Origin of the sequence: Paenibacillus nasutitermitis (assembly GCF_014641075.1) — a bacterium.
In the GTDB taxonomy this organism is placed as follows: Bacteria; Bacillota; Bacilli; order Paenibacillales; family Paenibacillaceae; genus Paenibacillus_Z; species Paenibacillus_Z nasutitermitis.
Genome location: NZ_BMHP01000027.1, coordinates 1 through 2,211, shown reverse-complemented (window position 1 = coordinate 2,211; position 2,211 = coordinate 1). Strand labels below are relative to the sequence as shown.

General features: G+C 41.7%; 4 protein-coding genes. 1 reads left to right on the top strand and 3 read right to left on the bottom strand.

Going from position 1 to position 2,211, the window contains the following annotated elements; translation table 11 throughout:
- Both IEY46_RS36140 and IEY46_RS36135 read right to left on the bottom strand, forming a co-directional pair.
- Positions 1–317, bottom strand: a 317-nt coding sequence (locus IEY46_RS36140; RefSeq protein WP_189001257.1) for an IS110 family transposase, incomplete at its 3' end; no start/stop codon positions are given.
- Positions 318–465: 148 nt separating this feature from the next.
- Positions 466–1,278 carry a class I SAM-dependent methyltransferase gene (locus IEY46_RS36135; protein WP_189001254.1) on the bottom strand — a complete coding sequence of 271 codons (813 nt, stop codon included), beginning with the start codon at positions 1,276–1,278 and terminating at the stop codon, positions 466–468.
- 183 nt (positions 1,279–1,461) lie between these two features.
- Here IEY46_RS36135 and IEY46_RS36130 point away from each other — a divergent pair, with 183 nt between their 5' ends.
- Positions 1,462–1,719: a hypothetical protein gene (locus IEY46_RS36130; RefSeq protein ID WP_189001251.1), complete on the top strand. Its 258-nt coding sequence runs from the start codon at positions 1,462–1,464 to the stop codon at positions 1,717–1,719.
- Positions 1,720–1,846: 127 nt separating this feature from the next.
- On the opposite strand, the gene IEY46_RS36125 is transcribed toward IEY46_RS36130, so the two are convergent.
- Complete coding sequence (locus tag IEY46_RS36125) at positions 1,847–2,143, bottom strand: tyrosine-type recombinase/integrase (RefSeq protein ID WP_268239568.1); 297 nt, start codon at positions 2,141–2,143, stop codon at positions 1,847–1,849.
- Positions 2,144–2,211 lie beyond the last annotated feature (68 nt).

Below are 2,211 nucleotides of genomic sequence, written 5' to 3'. Positions count from 1 at the left end.
TTCACGTGCATCGGATTCACAACGCCGTACTTCACTTGCTTTTCTCTAAAAAAATGAGCAGGGTTCAGCCAGTAATGACCGGTTGGTTCCATGCCAACAATAACGTCTTGGAACCCTTGTTCCGCTGAGATCTTCCGAAACCAGTTCACAAACAATTCGAATCCTTCTCGTGTGTTTTCAAACGTAATTGCCTTCCCAAACTCGACTCCGCGGTTGTCTTGTGCACGAGCCACATGTTTGAATTTGGCGATGTCCACACAGACAATTAAGGTAGAAGATGTGATTTGATTAATGCGCTCATTTTGATTAGAATTCATGATGTACTCTCCTTGGTTTGTTTTTGGGATCCGTTCAGCCGGCCAGCGTCGTGGACCCATTAATATCATACCAAGGACCTTTTCTTTTTCTCAAACCTCGTATTTCTTCATAATAGGAATGCTGCTCGTTAGCTTAAGTTTAGTTGAATCATACAATGTTCTTTTTTCTACCAATATACATGAAATGTTCAGCTAAACTCATAAGATCCTCCCGTTCACATACTTGCTCAGCCAAGTCCAACCAAGCAGTTATCACCTCAGGTGAATGCATAAGAAGTTCAGGCTCACGTAAATATAAAAAGCTCTCACAGTTAATCAGATGGAGCTTTTCAAGTTCGAATCTTTCAAAGAACGGAAGAACATCATTTGGTCGGATATAAAAATTCTCCGTAAATCCATGTCCTGCAAAATTCACATCATCACGAATAATATTGAGTTCTGTTTTTCTGTCTTCCGTAAGAATCAGACCTGGGTTGCGGATAAGATAATCCCAAACGAATGAAAAAGACGAGACGAACGACACGAAAAGAGTCCCATTAGGCTTTAACTTTTTCATACACTCGTTTATCGTATTTATTCTGTCATTCTCATCTTTTAGATGGTACATCGGTCCCATGCATAGAACATGGTCAAAATACTCATCGTCAAAAGCTGATAAATCACGGCTATCCGCACAAATAGCATTTAGATGCAAACCAAGCTCTCGAGCCTTATTTATTGCGAAATCTACGTTTTTTGGTGATAAGTCGGCAAGTGTTACATCGCAGCCAAGCTCCGAGAGATAGAGTGAATACTTCCCTGGTCCGCCCCCAAGGTCTAACACGATTTCTTTAGGCTTGACGTAGCGTTTAATGTAACGTTTGCTAAGCTCGTACTCAACTTTGTGTCGGTCCAACCGATTCCACTCGTACTGTACGGTTTCATCATAAAATCTTTTTACGATCTCAACGTTCTCATCCACGGGAACACTCTCCTTCATATACCATTTTTTTGTGAATGGTTGTTATGCAAATCTGCCCGTTACTTCAACAAAGAAAAAAGGAGTTGCCTCCAGCAAGCCCCTAAACTCTTGTTCTCCGTTAGCATGATAATGATTAGCACTTCAATATGGTAAAATGGTAAATAAAAATTGGAGGTCGTCCTCATGAAGCAATTCACATTGGAAAATGTCCCCCCCAATATGTTTACCAAAGCAAAACTTAAGAAGATGGAACTCACTCCGATTTCTGGTCACATTGCGTTCGTTACTTTCCCGCCCAAGAAGAGACGGTACAAGCTATACTCACTCGAAAATGCCAGACCATCGAATCCGAATGCTGGTTATTCGTTGTTATATGCTGACAACTCGGAAGAAGCAAGAAAACGATTTGAAGAGATGCGGAAGAGGTTCCAAAGTGATTGAAGTGTATTTAACGAAACAACCTACCCTCTTCTAATCCACAGATGAACTCTATTAAACTCTTCTGCCCTTTAGTTGAGTAACGGCGATCTTAAGAGCATACCACCGTTACTCAATAGTACAGATTATGCTAAAAGAACCGGCGGTAAAGTTCTCGTCGGCGTTCTCCGCGCAACTGGGCGTATATTTGAGTAGTTGATGCTTTTTCATGTCCTAACATGCCTTGAATGAAATCTAAAGGTGCTCCATTATCAAGGAGCTGGCACGCATAGGTATGACGAAAGCGATGAGGGTATACATTTGTTTCGATCTCTCCCCGATCTGCAAGCCGTTTTAATGCCCACCTGAACGTAGGAATGGCCATTCGTCTAGTAGGATGTGTATCGGTTACGAATAAGGCTTTACAGGAGTCCTCACGGCTGGCCAGATACTTCTTTGGATTGTCAACAGTAAATCAGACAACCTTTTTAAGGGCTTCTTGGCGATACTGAATAG

Excerpts from the sequence above, each read along its gene's own strand:
- IEY46_RS36130 (WP_189001251.1), top strand. The coding sequence starts at position 1,462 with ATGAAGCAATTCACATTGGAAAATGTCCCCCCCAATATGTTTACCAAA.